The following is a 20070-nucleotide window of genomic DNA, read 5'->3' as shown; positions in this document are numbered from 1 at the left end:
TTCCTTTTAGCTATCTTTTGATATCCTATGCTTGCAACTTTGCTGCTGAGTGCGGTCGTGACTGCCGCTGCCACTCCTTTCGATGTCACGCAACTGTCCGGCAGCTGGTCCGACAGCTTCAATACCAACAGCGTTTGCGACCAGCCGCGGCACTTTACGCGCATGCAGCTGTCTGACGATCATGCGCGCCTGGCGATCTTCAGCGACCGCATCTGGAAAAGCACGCTGGGCGAGACCAACCGCTTCGCGGCCACGGTGGTGGCGGAAACGGAGCGCAGCCTGACTGTGCGCTATGACAATGAAACGCGCCAGGCGGGGAATGGCAAGCTGGTGGAGTGGCAGCTGATCATCGTTGCGCCCGGCGTTTACCGCTGGCGCCAGACGGATTGGCCGGAAGGCAAGGTCAACGGCGTGGTCGGCATCCGCTGTTCTCCCTGATGTGGTCCAGGATGCCGGCGTAGAGGCCGGCATGCCATTCTGCTATGCTGCCGGCATTATTTGCTGCTTTAGGAGATGTCATGTCCGCACGTTTATTGTTGCCCTTGCTTGTCAGTGCTGTCGTGGCGCTGGCTGCCATGCCGGCGCAAGCCCGCACCCCGAAGCTGTCGCTGATCGAGCAGGCGCAAAGCTGTGATGGCGGCGCGTCCTGCCCGTATTTCGCCGACGTCTACACGGCCGACTACGCGTTCCGCCAGGCCTTCAACGTGGCCCTCAAGAAGGCGGGCCTGAAACGGCAGCGCTGGGTGCCGAATGGCGTGACCAGTCCCCTCAAGCCCGTCGAGATCGACGGCAAGGCGCGCCTGCTGAGCAGCGTCTGCGAGCCGCACAATTGCGGCCACCGCTATTCCATCCTGTACGATCCGGCCCAGCGCAGCATGACGGGCGTGTACATGGGCAGCGATGGCAAGGGTGGCTTGCGCACCGTGTATTTCGGCGAGCCCAGCATCGCCGAAGCGGACATGCTGTACAAGAATTGATGCCCGCGCCACTGCATATCTCCAGCGAGCGCGACGCGCTGGATGTAGCCATGATCCACCGCTACCTGAGCGAGCAGTCGTACTGGAAGCGGGGCGTGGCGCTGGAAACGGTGCGCAAGGGCATGGCCAATGCGCTGTGTTTTGGCGGCTATGTGGAGGGCCGCCAGGTGGCCTTCGCCAGGGTCGTCACCGATTACACGGACTGTGCCTACCTGCGCGATGTCTTCGTGCTGCCGGAATACCAGGGAAGGGGTTACGGCCGGCAGCTGGTGGCTGCCGTGCTCGATGACGCGCGCCTGCGCGACGTCGGCTGGATGCTGGGAACCGACGATGCGCACGGGCTGTATGCCAGCTTCGGCTTTGAGCCATTGGCGTCGCCACACAAGTATATGCGCCGCCCCGCGCCGTAAAAATTATCAAAATAGCCTTTAAGTGTCAAGATAACTATTAACATTATTATACATAATAATGTTGCCTTGATAATGACAACATGTCATTATGCGCGCTCTGCGGCCATTGCGCAGCGGTGCTTTGCTGGTGCTGTGCTTTGCCGTCATCCCCGGATGCGGCAAAGGTGGTGAGCGGTCCGATTGTTCGTCCCTTGGCACGTTTTCTCGACACTTTGAAGGAATACATCATGAAACAATATGGCGCCGAGTTTCTCGGCACGTTCTGGCTGGTGCTGGGCGGTTGCGGCAGCGCCGTGCTGGCTGCCGGTTTCCCCGGCCTGGGTATCGGCTTTGCCGGCGTGGCGCTGGCGTTTGGCTTGACGGTGCTGACGATGGCCTACGCCATCGGCCACATCTCGGGCTGCCACCTGAATCCCGCCGTTTCGATCGGCTTGTGGGCGGGCGGCCGTTTTCCCGCCAATCAGTTGCTGCCGTACATCATCGCGCAAGTGCTGGGCGCCATCGTGGCCGGCGGCGTGCTGTACGTGATTGCCAGCGGCCAGGCGGGCTTCGATGTCAGCAAGGGCTTCGCCTCGAACGGCTATGGCGCCCATTCGCCGGGCGGCTATTCGATGCTGTCGGCGCTGGTGATTGAGATCGTGCTGACGATGTTCTTCCTGATCGTGATCCTGGGCGCCACCGACAAGCGCGCCCCGGCAGGCTTCGCGCCGCTGCCGATCGGCCTGGCGCTGACCCTGATCCACCTGATCAGCATTCCCGTCACCAACACCTCCGTCAACCCGGCCCGCAGCACCGGCGTGGCGCTGTACGTGGGCGACTGGGCCACCAGCCAGCTGTGGCTGTTCTGGCTGGCGCCCATCATCGGCGCCTTGCTGGGGGCGCTGGCCTATCGCCTGATCGCAGGCGAGAAGAAATAAGCTGATTTGACCTGATGGCGGTTGCAGGCCGGCTTGGCCCGCATGGCGTCAGCCGGCAGTGCCGCCGGCTGGGCCTGTCGGCTGACGCGCCGCCTTGCCGCACCAAGCCGACCTACGCGCCGCGCCACTCGCTCAGGTAGTGCTGCGGCGTGCGGCCCAGGATGCGGCGGAACATGGCGCTGAAGGCGCTGGGGCTGGCATAGCCGAGCGCGTAGGCAATGGCAGCCACGCCTTCGCCCCGGTCCAGGCGGCAAAAGGCCTCCGCCAGGTGCACCTGCTGCAGCCATTGGCGGTAGTGCAAGCCCGTTTCCTTGGGGAACAAGCGGATCAGGGTACGGGCGCTGGCGCCCGCATCGTGGGCCCAGTCCTCGATGCTGCGCCGGCTGCCGGGCGCATCCATGATGGCCGAGCACACGGCCACCAGGCGCCGGTCGCGGGGCCAGGGAATGGCGATGGGGACGGTGTCGGCGGCCGCCAGTTCCGACAGGATCAGGTGCGCCAGCCAGTCGCCGCGGCCATCGAGCGCATATTCCACGGGTTCGGCCAGCAGGGCCAGGATCAGCTCGCGCAACAGCCGGCTCACTTCCAGCACCTTGCAATCGGGCCCGAAGGTGGCCGCGACCTGCGCTTCGATGTACACGGTGCGCATGCTCAGCTCGCTGAGGATGTGCACCTCGTGCATGATGCCGACGGGAATCAGCAAGGCGCGCCGGGGCGGCAGCATCCACACGCCATGTTCGGTCGTGACGCGCATCACGCCCTCGGTCGCATACAGCAGCTGGGCGCGGATATGGCTGTGCGGCGGCGTGACGTCGCCCGCCTGGTATTGCTTGGACATGGCCGTCACGGGGCGCGGCACGTGCTGGTAGTCGTGCGAATCGGTGCTGCGGCTGAAAGGCATGCCGTTCGCATCGGCCAGGGCAGGGTGGTTGGTGTACATATGCTGGTTGCCGGATGGATTGCCGGGTTTGTCACCGGTTTGTCACTTGCGCGACGATTATTGGAAGTTAGTAGTTCGGTGGCCATACTATACTGGGTTCTTTGCCGGGCCGCCTGCCGGGCCTGCTTATTGCGGAAGAACCATGCACACCACCACGACGTCTCCCGCCGCCATGCCGGCGGCTCCCTCGCTCCAAAGTTCCCAACAACAATCCGGTCTGGCCATGCACATCCTGGGCGCCGTCGCCTTCGTGCATTTGCTCAATGACTTGATCCAGGCATTATTGCCGTCGATTTATCCGATGCTGAAAGCCGAGTTTTCACTCAGTTTTACCCAGGTCGGCCTCATTACCCTGACGTTCCAGTGCACGGCTTCCCTGCTGCAGCCGTGGATCGGCCTGTACACGGACCGCCGTCCGCTGCCCTTCCTGCTGCCTGTCGGCATGTGCTTTACCCTGGCCGGCGTGCTGATGCTGTCCATCGTCTCGACCTTTCCGACCCTGCTGATCGCCTCCGGCCTGATCGGCGTCGGTTCCTCGACCTTCCACCCGGAAGCGTCGCGCGTGGCGCGCATGGCCTCGGGCGGCCGCTACGGCTTTGCCCAGTCGCTGTTCCAGGTGGGCGGCAACGTCGGCTCCGCGCTGGGACCGCTGCTGGCCGCGGCCGTCATCGTGGGCCGCGGCCAGGGCAATATCGCGTGGTTCAGCCTGCTTGCCGTGCTGGCCATCGGCGTGCTGTACAAGGTCAGCCACTGGTATCGCGGCCACCTGGCCAGCTTCAAGCCGAAGGCGGGCGGCCACGGTCCTAACCTGTCGCGCAACAAGGTGATGGGCGCGCTGGGCGTGCTGGCCCTGCTGGTGTTCTCGAAATACATCTACATGGCCAGCCTGTCGAGCTATTACACGTTTTACCTGATCGACAAATTCCACCTGTCGATCGGCGCGGCGCAGCTGTACCTGTTCCTGTTCCTCGCCGCCGTGGCTGCCGGCACCTTCATGGGCGGCCCCATCGGCGACCGCATCGGCCGCAAGCGCGTGATCTGGATCTCCATCCTGGGCGCGGCGCCGTTCACCCTGCTGCTGCCGTATGTCGACCTGTTCTGGACGGCCGTGCTGACGGTGATCATCGGCTTCGTGATTTCGTCCGCGTTTTCCGCCATCGTCGTCTTCGCGCAGGAACTGGTGCCGGGCAAGGTGGGCATGATCGCCGGGATCTTCTTTGGCCTGATGTTCGGCGTCTCCGGCATCGCCGCCGCCGCCATGGGCCACCTGGCCGACGTCTCGGGCATCGCCTACGTGTATAAAATCTGCTCCTATCTGCCGCTGCTGGGCATCCTGACGGTGCTGCTGCCGCATATCGAGCAGGCGAAAAAATAAGACTGCGGCGCCGGCGGGCTTGACGGCCCGCCGGCGCGCATGCGATATTCTCACCATGATTTCCTCCATCCTCATTCCAGTCACTGTCTCCGGCGCCGCCATGCGTGCCGCCGCGCCGTGTCCGTGTACCTGGCCCCGCGAGGATGCGGCCCTGCGCCGATAACGTTGACTCCTCATGCCGATGGCCACAGTGTTGAAAAACCTGTGGCCATTTTCTTTTTCCGCTACGCTCATGAAAGCCTCCGCATGACACTACATTTGTACGATACGTATGCGCGCAGCCTGCGCCCGTTCGAACCCCTCGCCGCCGGCCGGGCGGGCCTGTACGCCTGCGGCCCCACCGTCTACGACTATGCGCACATCGGCAACCTGCGTACCTACCTGTTCGTCGACGGCTTGCGCCGCGCGCTCGAGTTCAACGGCTTGCAGGTGCGCCACGTGATGAATATCACGGACGTGGGCCATCTGACGTCGGACGCGGACAGCGGCGACGACAAGATCGAGGCGCGCAGCGCCCGCAGCGGCAAGTCGGCCTGGGACATCGCCCTTGAATTTACCCGCGCATTCGAGGGCGATCTGCGCGCCCTGAATATCCTGCCGCCCACCGTCTGGTGCCGCGCCACGGACCACATCGCCGAGCAGATCGCCTTCATCGGCGACCTGGAAGCGAAGGGCTACACCTACCGCACGGCAGACGGCATCTATTTCGACACCACGCGCCAGGACAGCTATGGCAAGCTGGCGAATCTGCACCGCGACGGCCTGCAGGCTGGCAAACGGGTGGAGCTGGGCGAGAAGCGCGATCTCTGCGACTTCGCGCTGTGGAAGTTCAGCGGCGTGCCGGGCCAGCGGCAGATGGAATGGGACAGCCCCTGGGGCCTGGGTTTCCCCGGCTGGCATATCGAGTGCTCGGCCATGGCGGAAAAGCACCTGGGCGCGTATTTCGACATCCATTGCGGCGGCGAAGACCATGTGGCCGTCCACCACAGCAACGAGATCGCGCAGACGGAAGCGCGCCACGGCACGCGCCTGGCCAACTTCTGGCTGCACGGCGCCTTCCTGAAAACGGGAGAGGCGAAGATGTCGAAATCGTCGGGCGATTTTCTGCGCTTGCACAGCCTGGTGGAGCAGGGCATCGATCCGCTGGCCTACCGCTACCTGTGCTTGGGCGCCCACTACCGCAGCAGCCTCAATTTCACGGACGAAGCCTTGCGCGCGGCCGCCAGCGGCCTGGCGCGCCTGCGCAGCAGCGTGCACGGGCTGGGCGCGGCGGCTGGCGAGGCCGATCCCGCATGGCATGAGCGTTTTACGACCTGCATCAACGATGACTTGAATTACCCGCGCGCGCTGGCCGTGGCCTGGGAGCTGCTGAAAAGCGACGTGCCGGACGCCGTGAAAAAGGCCACCATGGCCCGCTTCGATGCGGCCCTGGGACTCGACCTGCTGGCGTGGCGCCCGGCGCGGGTGGACGTGCCGCCGCAGGTGCAGGCATGGATGGAAGAGCGGACGGCCGCCCGCGCGCAGCGCCAGTGGGCCGAGGCGGACCGCCTGCGCGCACTGGCGCGCGCGGCCGGCTACGAGATCGAGGATACGCCGCAGGGACAGCGGGCGCGCCTGCTGTGACGGGGGCATCGATGCCAGTGCGGCATAATGGCCGTCTGATGAATGCGGGAGAAGCCGTGAAGCGTGGTGTGCTGTTATTGAGTTGTTGCCTTGCCTTGCCAAACGCCGTCCATGCGGCCAGCGCCTGCCCCGGCTTTCCCGCGTTGGCCACGTCGGGCGAGGCGCTGCTGGCGCAAGTGCGCGCGCTGCCGCCTGTCGGCGTCGACCGCGAAGTGCAGGCGTGCGCCCCGAAAACCGTCATCGATTTTGCCTACAGCGGCGGGGTGCTGTGCCGCTTTGGCGATGAAGCGGAGGCGGCGACGGCCGCCGTCACGCGCCTGGCCGATGGCGGGGAGCTGGTCGAGTACCTGTATCTGTTCCCGTATGCGCCAGAGCGTCACGCGCGTCTGCTGGCGCTGCTGGGCGCGCAGTTTGCGCCGGTCGCCAAGGCGGCCTACCCCGCCTTTTTGCGAGGCGCCACGCCGGGCAAGGAAACCACGGCCCTGTTCATCCACGGCGGCTACTATATCTCGCTGGGCAAGCCCACCGGCGGCGATCCGGCGCAATGGTATTCGAACGTGATCTTTGAAAAGGTGGACAAGCCGGCACTGGGCGTGCGCAAAGTCTGCCAGGACGCCGGCGATGCTTGAAGCGCTAGCCTTTCCGGCCGCCCTGGCCGGCACCGTGGCGCAGCTGCTGCCCATCCTGTCCAGCAAGCTGATGCGCCCGCCGTCGGAAGCCTTCGAGGTGCTGCAGGATGGCCGGCGGCTGCGCATTCCCCTGCGTACCTACCATGACCGCGACGCGCTGCTGGGCGCCGCCGGGCTGCCCGGCGACGCCGGTGTTGCCGCCCTGTGCCTGGGCACGCGACACCATGACGGCCACGTGCGCGAACACTGCGTGGCGCAGCTCTTGCTGCAGGAGCAGGCGTGGACGGTGCCCTTCGTCGTGCACCTGTGCGGCGAATACGTGCTGGAGATCGTCGGGCGGATCGGCGCGGCACTGCCGGCCTGGAATGCGCAGGCGCTGGCGCGCTACCTGCGGGAGAATCCCGCGTATGTCGCCACGCTGCAGCGGCGCGCCGTCAGCTACTGGAACTGCTACTACCGCCAGCAATACCCCATATGGGACGAGTACCCGGGAAGCAGGGCCATGGCGGCCCTGCGCGCATTGCAGGAGCTTACGCCTCGATGAAGCGCATCTTGAAGCTGCGGCCCTTGATGTTGCCGAAGTCGCGGCCCAGCGAATTGCCCGCGTTCAGGCGCTTGAAGGCCGCTTCGGCCACGGATCGGTCGATGGCCACGTAGGTCATGAACTCGAACACGTTGATCTTGCCCACCTGTTCCTTGGTGAGACCGGCGTCGCCTGTCAGCGCGCCCAGCAAGTCGCCCGGGCGCAGCTTGTCCTTCTTGCCGCCCATGATGCACAGGGTCACCATCGGCGCCGGCAGGGCTTCTGCGCCATCGTCCTCGTCCAGTTCCTTCAGTTCGTGCCATTCGACGGCGCTGTTCTGGTATTGCTCGATCAGCTTGACCCATTTTTTCTCGTTCGGCGCGCACAGCGACAGGGCCAGGCCCTTCTTGCTGCCGCGGCCCGTGCGGCCGATGCGGTGGATGTGCACTTCCGTATCCTTCGAGACGTCGACGTTGATCACGGCGCCCAGGTCGGAAATATCGAGGCCGCGCGCGGCCACGTCGGTGGCCACCAGCACGGAGCAGCTGCGGTTGGCGAACAGCACGAGGATTTCATCGCGCTCGCGCTGTTCCAGCTCGCCGTACAGGGCCAGCGCGGAAAAGCCTTGCTGGCGCAGTTCCTCGGCCAGCTCGCGGCAATGCACCTTGGTGTTGCAGAAGGCCAGGGTCGATTCCGGCTTGAAGTGCTTCAGCAGCTTGCCGACGGCGGCATTGCGCTCGTCGAAGCCGATTTCATAGAAGCGTTGTTCGATCTTGTCGTTGTCGTGCTGTGCCTCGACCGTCACTTCCAGTGGATTGACGAGGAAGGATGCCGTGGCGCGGCGGATGTCTTCCGGATACGTGGCCGAGAACAGCAGGGTCTGGCGGCGCGCCGGGCAGGCGCTGACGATGCCGGCGATTTCCTCGTAAAAGCCCATGTCCGTCATGCGGTCCGCTTCGTCCAGCACCAGCGTCTGCACGTGGTTCAGGTTGATGGTGCCGCGGCCGATATGGTCGCGCAGGCGGCCTGGCGTGCCGACGACGATGTGCGCGCCGTGTTCCAGCGAGGCGATTTGCGGGCGCATGGGCGCGCCGCCCGTCAGGGTCAGGATCTTGATGTTGCCAGCCGCGCGTGCCAGGCGGCGCAGCTCATTGGCCACCTGGTCGGCCAGCTCGCGGGTGGGGCACAGCACCAGGCCCTGCACGGCGAACCAGGCCGGATTGAGCTTGTGCAGGATGCCGATGCCGAAGGCGGCCGTCTTGCCGCTGCCCGTTTTCGCCTGGGCGATCAGGTCGCGGCCATCGAGCACCGCCGGCAGGCTTTGCGCCTGGATGGTGGTCATCTCGTGGTAGCCGAGCGAATCCAGGTTGGCCAGGAAGGCGGGCGTCAGCGGCAGGCTGGAAAAGGCGGTAGTGGTAGAGGTGGTATTCATGGAGGGCGTCGCCGGTAAAAAACGGTGGATGGGCACAGTCTACAGGCATTACGCCCTTGTGCGGATGGTGGTGTGGCAGCTGGCGGCAAACGGCCGCCGGCGTTGGTGTGTCAGGTATCAGGCGCCCAGATGGGCAGGCCGGTCAGATCGAGGCCGGCGTCGCGCGTCCACACGGGCAGGCCCGTGGCGTCGGTCGGCTCCAGCAATTCCAGCTGCACCTGTTTCAAGGCCACCTTGCGCACGCGCACGCGGCGCTGCGGTTCCGGCGCCGGCTCTGGCGCGTCGTGCGCTGGCGGCGGGCCGAAACCGGGCAAGTCGATGGTGGCGTTGTCTTTTTTATCTCTCATTTCTGAACCTCTGGTCCCCGGCCGCGAAAACCCGGCGCCGGGGAGCGGGCAAAAAGTTGTCCGCTGTGTGAATACTCTGTACGCTTGGTCCACAAAACAAAAGCCCGGCTACTGGAGTCGGGCTCATGGTTGGGACAACCTGCAGGAAAACTTATCCTGCGGATTCAAGAACCTGTTCGGGCAGGAGGCTGTCTGCTGCTGATGTATTCATCTGCCGGGACAGGTTCAAAGTGCGGCACGCAGTGTATCACAGGCGTGCCGCACTGTGGGTGGCTTATAACGCCTGACAAAACCGTAGCGAGCGGCAGTGAGTTGTGGCTGAGAAGCGCGACTGTGCTTTAGCACAGTGAGCATCGCAGGCCGCAAATCACGGCGCGCAGCAGGTTTTGGATGGCGTTTAGCGGAAGCTCAGGGCACCTGTCAGATCGCCCGGCGGCAGCGCGCCGCGCGCGGCGAAGGCGTCGTTGCGCACCTTCAGGCCTTCGAGCAGGGGCAGGTCGTGCAGGCGCGTGATCAGGCGCAGGATCGACGTGGTGTCATAAAAACTGTGGTCGACGGCGCCTTTTTTCGCGTACGGCGAGACGACGATGGCGGGAATGCGCGTGCCCGGGCCCCAGCGGTCGCCCTTCGGCGGCGCCACGTGGTCCCACCAGCCGCCGTTTTCATCGAACGTGATCACTACGATCATGTCCTTCCACTGCGGCGAGGCCTGCAAGTGCGCGATGATGTTGGCCACGTGCTGGTCGCCCGACTCGATGTCCGAATAGCCGGCATGCAGGTTCAGGTTGCCCTGCGGCTTGTAGAAAGTCACGGCCGGCAGCTTGCCCGCCACGGCGGCGGCGAGGAATTTGTTCGAGATCGGGCTGTCGCCCGTGCCGCCATCGCGCAGGTGTTCCGCGCGCGCGGCCGTGCCGGGGGCGAACTGCTTGAAGTAGTTCAGCGGCTGGTGGTGGAACTGGAAGTTCGGCTTGCTGCCGCCGCCCTTGTGGTCGAGCGCCGCTTGCCAGCCGCCGCCGTACCATGCCCAGCTCACGCCCTTGCGCGACAGCAGGTCGCCGATGGTGTCGTAGGTTTGCGGCGGCAGGGTATTGGCGTCGGCCGGATCGGCGTGCAGCGGGTCGCCGTCGTAGGCGGGACGGATGTAGCTTGGCTGGTAGGGCGGCGCCATGGTGTTGACGGCATAGCCGTCCGGCGTGATGGCGCCGTCGTTGACGTATTTCGGCTTGCCGTCCAGCGCCGAGGCGGGGCAATCGGGCGCGATCGCCAGGCGCACGCCTTGCGGGCCGTCGGACAGCACGGCGATCTTTTTCTTTGCCGCCGTCTCGGACGCGTTGAAGTATTCGTTGGCGCGGCCCGTCACCAGGAACTGGTGGTTCATGTAGGAGCCGCCGAAGGCCGCCATGAAGAAGTTGTCGCACAGGGTGTACTGCTCGGCGATCAGCCACAGGTTCAGGTTTTTCGACGTTTCGCCGTAGTGGCCCATCACCAGGCCGCCGCTGTCGGCCCACGCGGCGAAGCCGTCGTTCTTGCCGCCGTTGATCTGCATCTGGTTGTTGTAGAAGCGGTGCACCAGGTCGCGCGTGATGATGCTCTCCGGCAGTGGCTTGCCGGCCGCGTCGCTCAATTTGTAGGGCGCGTTGGCCAGGCCCGTGATCTGATCTTCCTTGATCAGGTAATCGATGCCGCCGACGTTCTGCTGGTTCGGCACCAGGCCGCCCCAGATCTTCGGCAGGGTGGCCAGCGGCTTGCCGTCGCGGTCCAGCTGCTGCGCCTGTTCCGCCGTGACGGCGGACAGGGGCGCGCTGGTGCCGGGGAAGTTGGCGAACAGGTTGTTGAAGCTGCGGTTTTCCAGGTAGATCACCACCACGTTCTTGACGTGCGCCTTGAGTTTCGCGTCGAGCGATCCCTTGGCGATGGTCTTTCTGGCTGGCGCGGCGTCGGCCAGCGCGGGCAGGCTGGCGGCCAGGCCGACTGCGGAAGCGGCCTGGAAAATGAGCCGGCGCGAGGGATTGGCGGGTTGGTCGGCCGGATCGGCTGGCAGGGCGGGGGCGAGGTCCTTCACACATTCTCCTTGGGTGTCTCTGTGGCACGGGCCGCTATCGCTGCCCGTGAAGCGGAAAATTGTATCACCGGCCCTTGGGTAATGTGAAATATTCGCCCCGTGCCTCCCCAGCCGATTCAGGACATCAGAACTGGTAGCGCACGCTCAAGGCCACCTTGCGCGCCGGGCCGTACATGCCCGAATACCACCAGTCCGACACCGACGCCGTGTACTTCTTGTCGAACAGGTTGGCCACGTTGACGCTCGCCGACAGCTTGTCGCTGACGTCGTAGCGCGCCATCAGGCTGGCCACCGAGTACGCCTTCTGCTCCCAGTGCAGGGTGCGCTCGATCTGCCATGCATCGATGTCCGAATACACGCGGCTTTGCCAGTTCATGCCGCCGCCCACGGTCAGGCGCTGCAGCTCGCCGGGCAGGCGATAGGTGGTCCACAGTTTCACCAGGTGGCGCGGGAAGGTGGTCTGGATCGCCTTGCCCGTATTGTTTTCCGTCTGGCTGTACGACCACGACGCCGACACATTCCAGCCCGGCGCGAGGGCGCCCGTCGCTTCCAGGTCCACGCCCTGGGTCTTGGCGCCCTTGATGGTGCGGTTGGCGGGATTGCTGGTGCCTGGCACGGTGTAGCCGGGGTCCGATTCGGCCAGGTTGCTCTGGCGGATCTGGTACAGCGCGGCCGAGGTGTTCAGGCGGCCATCGAACCAGCCGCTCTTGATGCCCGCTTCGTAGGTCTTGCCCGAGCGCGGCGCCAGCAGTTTGCCATAGCGGTCTTGCGCGGCCTGCGGCTGGTAGATGGATGAATAGCTGGCGTAGAGGCTGTGCGTGGCGTCGATGTCGAACACCAGGCCGCCATACGGCGTGAAGACGCGGCTTTCCGAGGCCGGGGACTCGCCATAAAATGACACGGCAGGCGCATCCGAGATGTAATTCTCGCTGTAGCGCAGCACCTTGGCGCCGGCGATCAGTTTCAGGCGCTCGGACAGGTTCAGGCGCGTGGCGGCATAGGCGCTGGCCTGGCGGCGCGTGCTGTCGTAGGTGACGAAGGTATCGCCAAACACGGGTGCCGCGAGGCGATTCCAGCTATACAGGTTGACGGGGGTCTGCTGGATGTCCTTGTCGAAGCGGCCATCCGTCGTGCTCTGGAAGTCGTTGTAATCCATGCCCAGCGCCAGCTCGTGCTGGCGGCCGAAGGCGCTGAACGGACCGCGCACATTGACGTCCACGCTGTTGACCTTGAGCCGGTAATCGCGGTAGTCGCCGTTCAGCATCAGGCCATCGCCCGTGGCCTGGTCGGGAAAGGCGCTGCTCACGCTCATGTAGACGGCGCGCTCTTCCTGCGACGACTGCACGCGGTTGGCCGAGATTTTCAGCTTCCAGTCGTTCGCCAGCGCGTGTTCCAGAGTGGCGAAGACGTCGGTCGAATTGCTGCCGAAGCGGTTCGATTTGGCGGCCGGGCTGAAGGAACGGGGCAGGTCCGTCATTGCGCCATTGCTGTAGAACAGGGGGAAGCCCAGGTAGGACAGCGAACCCTTCGAGCGGTTGCGCTGGTGCGTCACGCCGGCCGTCAGTTTGGTCGCGGCCGACAGGTCCGCTTCGATCACGCCATACACCACTTTCTTGTCGCGGCTATAGCTGTCGATGATGCTGTCGGCTTCCTCGTACAGCGTGACCAGGCGGCCGCGCAGGCTGCCTGCCTCGTTCAGCGGGCCGGAAATGTCCGCCACGCCGCGCCGCTCGTCGCGGGAAGCCAGTTCGCCTTCGAGCGAGGCCTGGAACTGCGCCGTCGGCTTCTTGCGCACCATGTTGATGGCGCCCGAGGCGTCGCCGGCGCCCGTCATCAGGCCCGAGGCACCGCGCAGCACTTCGATGCGGTCGTACAGCGCCATGTCGGCCAGGCTTTGCGACGGTATCGCGTTGAGGCCCAGGTTTTCCGAGTGCGTGTTGACGCCGTCGAGCTGGTAGTTGGTGATCGCATAGCCGCGCGAGGTAAAGCCTGAGCGTTCGCTGCCCAGCGAGAACAGGGTGATGCCCGGCGTCTGCGCCATCACTTGCGCGATGGTGTTCAAGCCCTGGTCCTGCATGCGCTGCTGCGTGATGACGCTGACTGACTGCGGCGTTTCCCTGACCGACAGGCCCAGCGGCGTGGCCGTGGCGATCGGCAGGGGCGAGACATACGCGCCCGAGCCTTCGGTGGCGTCCTGCTGCGCCTTCACCGATACTTCCGGCATCATGGACAGCGCTTCGCCGCCCGCCGCCGCGTCGGCCGGGCGCAGCACGTAACTGCCATTGGCGCTGCGCTCGGCCTTCAGGCCCGTGCCGCGCAATACGCCGTTCAGGGCGGCCAGCACGTCGTGGCGGCCCGCCAGGCCGGGGGACGTCTTGCCGCGCGTCTGTTCCGGCGTGAAGCTGAGGATGACGCGCGACTGGCTGGCGACCTGGCGCAGCGCGGCGGCCAGGTCGCCCGCGGGAACCTGGAAGTCGAGAGTGGCGGCGGATGCCGCCGCGCTTTCCTGCGCCAGCGCGGGCGCGGGCATGGTCAGCAGCAGGGCGGAACCGACGAAGACGAGCTGGATGGCATGCGCCATGCGCGTGCGCGGCGGGCGTGACCGAAACGGGGTTCGGAAAGACATAACTGGAGACATGGTTACCTTGTGTTGGAGTCGTCAAAAAGAACGTTGCCTACACAGGTCACGCGAGAAACGGAAACGGGTAAGTTTTTTTTGCGGCGCGCATTAACTGATTTCGCGGCGCCGCTGCCGCGCCTCCACCTGCACCCAGTAGCGCGTGCGCAGGCGCACGTCGACGGGCAGGGAGTCGGGCAGCGACAGCAGCACGGCATCCAGGTCGGCCAGCGGGAAGACGCCGGAAATGCGCAATCCCGCCACGGCGTCGTCGCAGCCCAGCAAGCCATGGCGATAGCGGCTCAATTCGTGCAGGAAGTCGCGCAGCGGCATGGCGTCGGCCAGCAGCAGGCCCTGGCGCCAGGCCCAGATGTCGGAGGTGATGGCATGCGCGGGCAGGATATGCTGCGCCGTCATGCCGCCGCCCTGGCCCGCGCGGACGAGCAGCTTGCCATCGCCCCGGCGCGGTGTCAGCCTGACCGTGCCTTCCTCGACGGCGACGGTGGTGCGCTCTCTTTCCTGGCGCACCGAATAGCGCGTGCCCAGCGCCTGCGCGTGGCCGTGCGCCGTCTCGACGAGGAAGGGGCGGTAGGGCACGCCCGTTTCGCGCGCGGTGGCGATGAAGACTTCGCCCTGCGCCAGCTGCAGCAGGCGCTGCGTGGCCGTGTAGCGGATGTTGACGGCGCTGCCGCTGTTCAGGTGCAAACGAGTGCCGTCGGGCAGGGTCACTTCGCGGCTTTCGCCCACGCCGGTGGACAGGTCGGCCAGCGCGGCGCGCGCAAAGCCGGGCGCGTATTCCGAGCGCGCGCCTAGCCAGCCCGTGATGCCGATGGTGGCCATGCATGCCAGCAGCTGCAGGCTTTTGCGGCGCGTGGCCGGGCGCGCCAAGGGGCTGTGCAGCAGCGCCTTGCGGCTGGCCTGGGCATCGAGTCCCTGCAAGCCGCCGCTGACGTGCTCGATATGGCTCCATGCCCGTTCGTGTTCCGGGTGCGCCTGGCGCCAGTGCCGCCAGGCGTTTTTTTCCGCCGGCGTCGCTTCTCCGCTCATCAGGGTGGTAAGCCATTCGGCCGCCTGCATGGCGATGGCCAGGTCGATGGGCTGGCCGTTGGCATAGACTTTCGCGCCGCGCATGTCAGCTTGCCGCGAAATCGGGCACGGCAAAAAAGCACAGCAAATTGGCCTTGCTCAGGTATTTTTTGACGGAATGCGTGGTGGTGCCCAGTTCGGCGGCGATCTCCGCGTAGCTCATGCCGTCCAGGTGGGCCAGCAGGAAGGCGGCCTTGGCCTTGCCGGACAGCCGGTCCAGCGCGCGGTCGATCAGCTGCAGCGATTCGAGCAGGATGGACAGGGTTTCCGGCGATGGCACGCACGCTTGCGGCGCGTGCAGCAGGGCGTCCAGGTAGGCGCGTTCGAGTTCCTCGCGGCGGCAGTGGTTGGCCAGCAGACGGCTGGCGATGGTGGCCAGGAAGGGGCGCGGCTGCAGGATGTCCGCGCTGCTGCGCGCGACGAGAACCTTGATGAAGGTGTCCTGCGCCAGATCGCCCGCCAGCCCCGCATCGTGCAGGCGCCGCTTCAGCCAGCGCAGCAGCCAGGAATGGTGCTCGGCGTACAGCGCGTGAAAGTCGGATGGCGGGGAAGCGGCGGACAGCATATCGATGCGCAATAATCTAAATGAGAATTGTTCTCATTCTAACTGAGCGGCACGCGGCAGGCAATCAGGGAAAGCGCGGCGTTGTTGAAATGCGACTGGGGCATGGCTGCGCGCCTTTGTAAAAGTTTCTGTAGCGCAAGCTTTCATGTGAGAAAATGCGGCTTGTCGATGTGAGGCGGAGCGAAAAGATGATGTGGATGGTTGGCGGTGCCCTGGTTCTCCTGGTCGCCAGATTCTTATGGTTGGCCTATTTTCATCGTGTCAACGCGATGTCGCGCCAGGCTGAAATGATGAACTGGCTCGACATCGGCCGCGTGTCGAATGCGAATGGCGGCAAGGATATTTTGCTGGCGCGTAATGAGCGCGGCGTGAGGATCGACTGGCGCACGGGGGAAGTGTGGCTGATGAATCCGAAAGTGGCCGAGCCGTTCGCCGATTTCCTCGCCGTCGAACGCTGGCTGACCCTGCGCGACATGGCGCCTGCCGCCAGGCCGGTCGACGCGGCGCCCGCGCCCGTGGAACCCGAGCCGGCGCCGGCGCCCGGCCCCGTGCGCGACAGCTTGCCTGCCTTCCAGCAAAAGGTCGACGATTGCCTGGCCAAGGCAGAGGGCGGACAGGAATTGCTGGAAACGAAGCAGGCATTCGAAGCGGGCAGCGATGCTTATCTGGAAGCATCGACGGAATTGAGTCAGGCGGCATTGGAACTGGACGTGTCGCCGGCGATGGTCGCCACGTTTCATATCAGCGCGCTGGCCGCCTTGACGGAAACGACGGGCGCCGACAAGCTGGAGCGGGTGGCGGCCAGCCTGCACGCGGCGGCCCGGCAGATCAGGGTTGCCAGCGTCGAGTAAGCTGGCAGGCACTGGCAAGTCCCTGAAATGCAAAAACCGCTGAATCCCTTGCAGGAGTCAGCGGTTTTTCAGTATTGGTTGCGGGGACAGGATTTGAACCTGTGACCTTCGGGTTATGAGCCCGACGAGCTGCCAGACTGCTCCACCCCGCAGGCGAATTATATACGAGTTTGCTGCATTGCGGGAATGAACTTTGCCTGGCTTGGCATTTCGCTTACTTTTGCTGGAAAACCGTGGCCGTTCCCTGGCGCGTAAACGGCGTGCCCATACGGACTTCCTTGCCGCGCAGTTCGTATGGCAGGAAAGTCATCACCGAATAGCCGTCGCGATGGTCGAGCGCCACGGCTATCGCATCGGATTGTTTGCCGGACGAGGGCAGGGGAACGGTGGCGTCATACACGAGGGCGGTTGCCTTGTATTCGCCGTCGGCGGCGCCTTGCGCAAGCGCGTCCTGTATCAGCTTGATGATGTCGGCGGGCAGCGGCGCCCCATCTTGCTCCTCGCCATCGTATCCGCCGATGGCGACGATCTGGCCGGTAGACAGGATGGCGGCGCCAAACGGCATGAACTCGCCACGCTTTTCCAGTTGCCCGATGGCGAATGGCACGACGAAGTCCTGCAAGCGCCCGTTATCGGCAGGCGCGTCGGGGTGTGTGTGTGCCGCGGCAGGGGAAAGCAGGCAGGCAAGCAGTGCGGCGGTGCGAAGCGGCGACATAGGGGGGGGGCAGGCAAATGAAAGTGGCAATTTAACATGCCAGGATCCTGCATGTGACGCTATGACGCTGCGCAATAGAAAAAGCCGCTGATCTTTTGCAAGAATCAGCGGCTTTCCGGTATCTGGTTGCGGGGACAGGATTTGAACCTGTGACCTTCGGGTTATGAGCCCGACGAGCTGCCAGACTGCTCCACCCCGCAGGCGAATTATAGCGGGGTTTGCTGCATTGCGCAATGGCCGGGTTTCAGGCGCCCGATCAGGCCGCCGCCAGGCGCCACAGCGACGTGACTTCCTGCGAGCGGGCCGCATGCAGGAAGTCGGTGGCGTCCTGCGCGCGCGGGTGGGTGGGTTTTACGTCCAGGCGGTCGACGACCTTCAAGCCCGCTTGTGCGATCCACTCCAGCAATTGCGCGCGCGGGCGCAGGCCCAGGTGCTCGGCCAGGTCGGACAGGATCAGCCAGCCTTCGCCTCCTGGCTCCAGGTGGTCGGCAAGGCCGGCGAGGAAACCGCGCAGCATGCGGCTGTCCGGATCGTAGACGGCATATTCGATCGGCGAGCTGGGGCGTGCCGGCAGCCATGGCGGATTGCACACGACCAGCGGCGCGCGGCCAGCGGGGAACAGGTCGGCCTGCACCACCTCGACCTTGTCGGCCACGTCCAGGCGGGCCAGGTTTTCGCGCGCGCAGGACAGGGCGCGCGGGTCCTGGTCGGTGGCGACGATGCGTTCGATGCCGCGCTGTGCCAGCACGGCGGCCAGCACGCCCGTGCCCGTGCCGATGTCGAAGGCCAGCCTGGCGCGCGCCGGCAGCGGCGCATCGGCCACCAGGCCCACGTATTCGCCGCGGATGGGCGCGAACACGCCGTAGTGCGGGTGGATGCGCTGGCCCAGGGCCGGCAGTTCCACGCCCGTGCGGCGCCATTCATGCGCGCCGATCAGGCCCAGCAGCTCGCGTAGCGAAGCGACGAACGGTTCTTCGCCACGGCCATAGGCTTCATTGCACGCCAGTTTCACATCCGGCGCGCGGCGCAGCGGAATCGTGTAGTCGGCGTCGAAGGGCAGCAGCAGCATGGCCAGGGTGCGGGCGCGCTGCGACTGGGCCTGGCGGTGCAAATGGAACGCTTCCGTGGCGGTGGGTTCCGGTTTCGCCAGCTTGGCGGCCTTGGCCTTCTTGCTGGGCTTGTCGTTTTTGTGGTCGGCGCGCCGCGCCAGCGCCTGCAGCAGCTGGCGCGCGTTCTGGAAGTCGCCGCGCCACAGCATGGCCGTGCCTTCGCAGGCCAGGCGGTAGGCCTGGTCGGCCGTCGTGCGGTCATCGGCGATGACGACGCGCTTGGGCGGCGGCATGCCGCTTTCCGAGCGCCAGCGGGCCGAATGCTCGGCGCCGTTTTCGCTCCAGTGGATCTGCGGATGGACGGTAGGTGAAGAAGTGTCGGACATGGGATTCAATCGATAGAAGGTGGGCGCGCGGCATGGTCGCCTGCGCAGGCCGTCTTCTATTATACGTTGGCACCCGTGCTGGCCGTGCTGCCGGTGGTGTCCGTGCCGTAGGCTTCGGCCAGCGCGCGGGCGCGCGCCTGCGTTTCGGGCGTGGCGTCCGCCGTCTTTTTGCCGGCGTCCAGGGCGGCGTCCGGCTGCACCAGCTTGAGCAGGCGCAAGGTCAGGGTCCCCGCCTGGTCGCCGTCCTTGCCGCTGGCGCTGGCGTCATTGGCGTTGCTGTTGGTGTTGCCATTAAAGATGCTGCTTTGCAATTGCTGGCCCAGCAGCTTGAACAGGTCGTTCAGGTTGCCGCCGAAGTGCGTGGCGGGCAGTTCCCTGGCGGGCAAGCCGGCGTCATCGGAGGACTGGGCTGCCTGCGCATCCTCTTGCGTTTGCGTCAATGCGCCCGCGCTGATGGTCGACTGGTATTGCACTTCCATTTCGAAATCGAAGGTCTGGCCATCGGCCGTGGTGATCTTGCCCTTGCCGAGGAAGCGGGCGTTTTCATCGAGGCTGAAGGCGGCCGCGCTGCTGCTGCCATGCGCGCCCGAGACGCTGGCGCTGCCACTGCTGAAGCTGGAACCGGCCTGCAAATCGACGGAATCGAAGGCAATGCTGGCGCCGTCGCCGAACAGCTGGCGCGTCATGGTGCCGAGGAAATCCTGCGCCGCGTCGACGGTGGCGTTGCCGAGCGCATCGGTGCGCTGGGCCAGTCCCTTGGCCGACAGGTCAAGGCCATTTTTCGACAACGCCACCACGTCTTGCGTGGTGCGCTGCATCAGGGGCGAAGCAGCCAGGCCAGCCGCAGCCGTATTGGCGCCCGCTGCGGGCGGCGTTTGCCCTGCCAGGGTGTTGGCGGCAGGCTGGCGCGAGCCGGAAGTGAGGGCGGGAAGCTGGGGCATGGTCGATTCAAAATGGGCGTAGTACCGTTATTAACGGCGTCTCGCGCCCATTCTTTAACCATTAGTGGTGGTGCGACCAGCTACCGTCCGCCGATTCCAGGTACGACTTGACGGCATCGGCCTGGCCCGTGGCGTGGCGTTTGAGCTCGCCGCACGCGCAAATGCCCTGGTATGGCTGGATATGCGAGCAGGCGGAGACTTTTTGCAGGAAGACCTGCATGGATTTGTGACATTTTACGCACTTGAAGGTGAGGCTGCGGGCGGCTTTCATGGGTTTCCTTGAACTGTTGCGGGGCGTAGGTGGTGTTTACGCGAAGGCGGCGATTTTAACGCACTCCGCCCGTCGTTACACGTTGTTGCATCTGCGCCACGCGCAGGTCAACTGAATCCGTGCCGTGGCGTTGAACGTATATAGGAGGCCGTCTGGCATCCATCGAAGAGGTAGCACCATGGACAAGTGTGACAAGCAACTGCCTGCAAAGCCTGCCAAGGAACTGGTCAGGAAATGGTTGAAAGCGGAGCTGGAGCAGCGCCGGCCGCCGCCCGACCCCGAGCAAATCCGCCGCGAACTGGGCTGGGACATGCTCAAGCTGTGCCGCGAGCCGGCCACCCGCTAATGAACTGC

21 protein-coding genes and 2 tRNA genes are annotated in these 20070 nt (G+C 65.2%); 10 read left to right on the top strand and 13 right to left on the bottom strand.

Annotation, left to right across the window (positions count from 1 at the left end; translation table 11 throughout):
- Positions 1-57: 57 nt before the first annotated feature.
- From ACZ92H_RS19205 to aqpZ, 4 genes are all read left to right on the top strand, one after another.
- Positions 58-438, top strand: a complete 381-nt coding sequence (locus ACZ92H_RS19205; RefSeq protein WP_131378432.1) for a hypothetical protein — start codon at positions 58-60, stop codon at positions 436-438.
- Positions 439-518: 80 nt separating this feature from the next.
- Complete coding sequence (locus ACZ92H_RS19200; RefSeq protein ID WP_465050643.1) at positions 519-977, top strand: Ivy family c-type lysozyme inhibitor; 459 nt, start codon at positions 519-521, stop codon at positions 975-977.
- On the top strand, positions 977-1387 hold the full coding sequence (locus ACZ92H_RS19195; RefSeq protein ID WP_465050642.1) for a GNAT family N-acetyltransferase: 411 nt from the start codon (positions 977-979) through the stop codon (positions 1385-1387). Before ACZ92H_RS19200 ends, ACZ92H_RS19195 begins: the two co-directional genes overlap by 1 nt.
- Before the next feature lie 227 nt (positions 1388-1614).
- Positions 1615-2304 carry an aquaporin Z gene (gene aqpZ / locus ACZ92H_RS19190; protein WP_101480520.1) on the top strand — a complete coding sequence of 230 codons (690 nt, stop codon included), beginning with the start codon at positions 1615-1617 and terminating at the stop codon, positions 2302-2304.
- Positions 2305-2416: 112 nt separating this feature from the next.
- On the opposite strand, the gene ACZ92H_RS19185 is transcribed toward aqpZ, so the two are convergent.
- On the bottom strand, positions 2417-3244 hold the full coding sequence (locus ACZ92H_RS19185; protein ID WP_465050641.1) for an AraC family transcriptional regulator: 828 nt from the start codon (positions 3242-3244) through the stop codon (positions 2417-2419).
- Positions 3245-3386: 142 nt separating this feature from the next.
- Here ACZ92H_RS19185 and ACZ92H_RS19180 point away from each other — a divergent pair, with 142 nt between their 5' ends.
- The 4 genes from ACZ92H_RS19180 (at position 3387) to ACZ92H_RS19165 (ending at position 7415) form a co-directional block, all read left to right on the top strand.
- Positions 3387-4619, top strand: a complete 1233-nt coding sequence (locus ACZ92H_RS19180) for an MFS transporter (protein WP_131378440.1) — start codon at positions 3387-3389, stop codon at positions 4617-4619.
- A gap of 246 nt (positions 4620-4865) precedes the next feature.
- Entirely contained in the window at positions 4866-6242 is a 1377-nt protein-coding gene (cysS, locus tag ACZ92H_RS19175; protein ID WP_465050640.1) for a cysteine--tRNA ligase, read from the top strand.
- A gap of 95 nt (positions 6243-6337) precedes the next feature.
- On the top strand, positions 6338-6871 hold the full coding sequence (locus ACZ92H_RS19170; RefSeq protein ID WP_465050639.1) for a hypothetical protein: 534 nt from the start codon (positions 6338-6340) through the stop codon (positions 6869-6871).
- Positions 6864-7415 (top strand): hypothetical protein, encoded by a 552-nt coding sequence (locus ACZ92H_RS19165; protein WP_465050638.1) that lies wholly within the window; start codon positions 6864-6866, stop codon positions 7413-7415. Before ACZ92H_RS19170 ends, ACZ92H_RS19165 begins: the two co-directional genes overlap by 8 nt.
- Here ACZ92H_RS19165 and dbpA read toward each other — a convergent pair.
- The 6 genes from dbpA to ACZ92H_RS19135 form a co-directional block, all read right to left on the bottom strand.
- Positions 7402-8826 carry an ATP-dependent RNA helicase DbpA gene (gene dbpA / locus ACZ92H_RS19160; protein WP_131378448.1) on the bottom strand — a complete coding sequence of 475 codons (1425 nt, stop codon included), beginning with the start codon at positions 8824-8826 and terminating at the stop codon, positions 7402-7404. The two genes, ACZ92H_RS19165 and dbpA, sit on opposite strands and share 14 nt — an antisense overlap.
- Before the next feature lie 110 nt (positions 8827-8936).
- Entirely contained in the window at positions 8937-9173 is a 237-nt protein-coding gene (locus ACZ92H_RS19155; RefSeq protein WP_131378450.1) for a hypothetical protein, read from the bottom strand.
- A gap of 397 nt (positions 9174-9570) precedes the next feature.
- Positions 9571-11235, bottom strand: coding sequence for an acid phosphatase (locus ACZ92H_RS19150; protein ID WP_465050637.1), 1665 nt, complete (start codon positions 11233-11235; stop codon positions 9571-9573).
- 124 nt (positions 11236-11359) lie between these two features.
- Positions 11360-13816: a TonB-dependent siderophore receptor gene (locus ACZ92H_RS19145; protein WP_465050636.1), complete on the bottom strand. Its 2457-nt coding sequence runs from the start codon at positions 13814-13816 to the stop codon at positions 11360-11362.
- 147 nt (positions 13817-13963) lie between these two features.
- Complete coding sequence (locus ACZ92H_RS19140; RefSeq protein ID WP_465050635.1) at positions 13964-14983, bottom strand: FecR domain-containing protein; 1020 nt, start codon at positions 14981-14983, stop codon at positions 13964-13966.
- A 1-nt stretch (position 14984) separates the two neighbouring features.
- A complete protein-coding gene (locus tag ACZ92H_RS19135) occupies positions 14985-15503 on the bottom strand; it encodes a sigma-70 family RNA polymerase sigma factor (protein WP_131378458.1) in 519 nt (172 codons plus the stop codon).
- A gap of 287 nt (positions 15504-15790) precedes the next feature.
- Here ACZ92H_RS19135 and ACZ92H_RS19130 point away from each other — a divergent pair, with 287 nt between their 5' ends.
- Positions 15791-16354 (top strand): hypothetical protein, encoded by a 564-nt coding sequence (locus ACZ92H_RS19130; protein ID WP_465052364.1) that lies wholly within the window; start codon positions 15791-15793, stop codon positions 16352-16354.
- Positions 16355-16429: 75 nt separating this feature from the next.
- Here ACZ92H_RS19130 and ACZ92H_RS19125 read toward each other — a convergent pair.
- From ACZ92H_RS19125 to ACZ92H_RS19100, 6 genes are all read right to left on the bottom strand, one after another.
- Positions 16430-16506, bottom strand: a tRNA-Met gene (locus ACZ92H_RS19125).
- Between the two features lie 62 nt (positions 16507-16568).
- Positions 16569-16961: a hypothetical protein gene (locus ACZ92H_RS19120; RefSeq protein ID WP_465050633.1), complete on the bottom strand. Its 393-nt coding sequence runs from the start codon at positions 16959-16961 to the stop codon at positions 16569-16571.
- Positions 16962-17192: 231 nt separating this feature from the next.
- Positions 17193-17269: transfer RNA gene (locus ACZ92H_RS19115), tRNA-Met, on the bottom strand.
- 56 nt (positions 17270-17325) lie between these two features.
- Entirely contained in the window at positions 17326-18504 is a 1179-nt protein-coding gene (locus ACZ92H_RS19110) for a methyltransferase (RefSeq protein WP_465050632.1), read from the bottom strand.
- Positions 18505-18563: 59 nt separating this feature from the next.
- The gene (locus tag ACZ92H_RS19105) at positions 18564-19445 is read right to left on the bottom strand and encodes a hypothetical protein (RefSeq protein WP_465050631.1); all 882 of its coding nucleotides are present in this window, start codon (positions 19443-19445) and stop codon (positions 18564-18566) included.
- 61 nt (positions 19446-19506) lie between these two features.
- On the bottom strand, positions 19507-19716 hold the full coding sequence (locus tag ACZ92H_RS19100) for a hypothetical protein (protein WP_092799693.1): 210 nt from the start codon (positions 19714-19716) through the stop codon (positions 19507-19509).
- 178 nt (positions 19717-19894) lie between these two features.
- On the opposite strand from ACZ92H_RS19100, the gene ACZ92H_RS19095 reads away from it, so the two are divergent.
- A complete protein-coding gene (locus ACZ92H_RS19095) occupies positions 19895-20062 on the top strand; it encodes a hypothetical protein (protein ID WP_465050630.1) in 168 nt (55 codons plus the stop codon).
- Positions 20063-20070: the final 8 nt, after the last annotated feature.

The sequence above is a fragment of the Janthinobacterium foliorum genome, assembly GCF_978021625.1.
The sequence above is the reverse complement of the archived record's forward strand: the minus strand, read 5'-3'. Positions and strand labels throughout refer to the sequence as shown.